Annotated in this window: 1 protein-coding gene; it reads left to right on the top strand. The window is 70.4% G+C overall.

The genetic code is table 11. From position 1 onward, the window contains the following. Window positions 1-55 precede the first annotated feature (55 nt). Window positions 56-810 (top strand): transglycosylase SLT domain-containing protein (locus AC1D15_RS35205; protein ID WP_477829733.1); only part of this gene is annotated, 755 nt, incomplete at its 3' end.

The following is an 810-nucleotide window of genomic DNA, read 5'->3' as shown; positions in this document are numbered from 1 at the left end:
CTCGGGCCCCGTGCCGCGGCGGGTGGAGGCGCCAGACGGACTGACAAGGAGTGACATGACGACAGCGCTTCAACAATGGATCGCGGGATTTCAGGACGCCCGCCACACCGCCGCTCGGTCGAGCGCGGTCTTTCTGCGTGACGTGGGTCACGGCCTGCTGGAAGTGAGCCACAACGGCCTGGCCCTGCTGGGGCTGGCCATCGTCGCGATCGTGCTGTTCATGGGCAGCCGCGCCGACCTGCGCCATGCCGCCGAGAGCCGCGCGCTCGACTGGCTGCGGGCGCGCCACGATGCCCGCGTCGAGGGCACCGCCCAGGCGCTGACCGACCTGGTCGAGCCCGATGCCGTGAGCCGCGCCACCGCAGCCGACCCCAGGGACCTGACCAAGCAGCAGGCCGCCGTCGCGCTGTGGATCTCGCGCCGCTACCGCGTCGCCCCCGAGCCCGTCAGCCGGCTCGTGAAGGAAGCCTGGACCGTCGGCAACAAGTCCGGGCTCGACCCGACGCTGATCCTCGCGATCATGGCGATCGAGTCCAGCTTCAACCCGTTTGCCCAGAGCTCGGTCGGTGCGCAGGGCCTGATGCAGGTGATGACCCGCGTGCACGACGACAAGTACGAAGCCTTCGGCGGCAACCATGCGGCCTTCGACCCGGTGACGAACCTGCGGGTCGGCGCGCTGGTGCTGAAGGAATGCATCGCGCGCGCCGGCGGTGTCGAGGCCGGTCTGCGCTTCTACGTGGGTGCCGCCAACCTGAACGACGACGGCGGCTACGCCGGCAAGGTGCTGGCCGAGCGCGAGCACCTGCGCAT

The sequence above is a fragment of the Rhizobacter sp. P2_H2 genome, from assembly GCF_056403375.1.
The sequence above is the reverse complement of the archived record's forward strand: the minus strand, read 5'-3'. Positions and strand labels throughout refer to the sequence as shown.